Source organism: Pseudomonas sp. ES1, from assembly GCF_050586605.1.
In the GTDB taxonomy this organism is placed as follows: domain Bacteria; phylum Pseudomonadota; class Gammaproteobacteria; order Pseudomonadales; family Pseudomonadaceae; genus Aquipseudomonas; species Aquipseudomonas sichuanensis.
Genome location: NZ_JBOBDM010000155.1, coordinates 1 through 329, shown reverse-complemented (window position 1 = coordinate 329; position 329 = coordinate 1). Strand labels below are relative to the sequence as shown.

At 69.3% G+C, this 329-nt stretch carries 1 protein-coding gene; it reads right to left on the bottom strand.

Annotated elements, in window-relative coordinates; genetic code table 11:
* On the bottom strand, positions 1-329 hold a 329-nt coding region (locus ACQ4N9_RS26580; RefSeq protein ID WP_430934149.1), incomplete at both ends, for an AMP-binding protein.

Here is a 329-nt window from a genome sequence, read left to right as displayed (position 1 = left end):
TAGATCACGTAGGCCAGGTTCTGCGCGGCCACGCCCACCTGCGGGTTGTGTTGCGGGTAATCGTGGCACTGGTCGGCGAACACGGTCTGCACGCCGGCTTGCGGTTCCAGCACGTCGGCCAGGGTCAACAGCACCTTGGCCTGGCTGTCGTCGAGCATGTAGGCCACGCGCTCGGCCGGGTAGTCCGGGTCCAGCGGCACGTAGGTGCCGCCGGCCTTGAGCACGGCCAACAGTGCGGTGAGCAGTTGCGCCGAGCGTGGCACGGCGACGCCGACGCGCACCTCGGGGCCAACGCCCAGTTCGATCAGGCGGTGGGCCAGCTGGTTGGC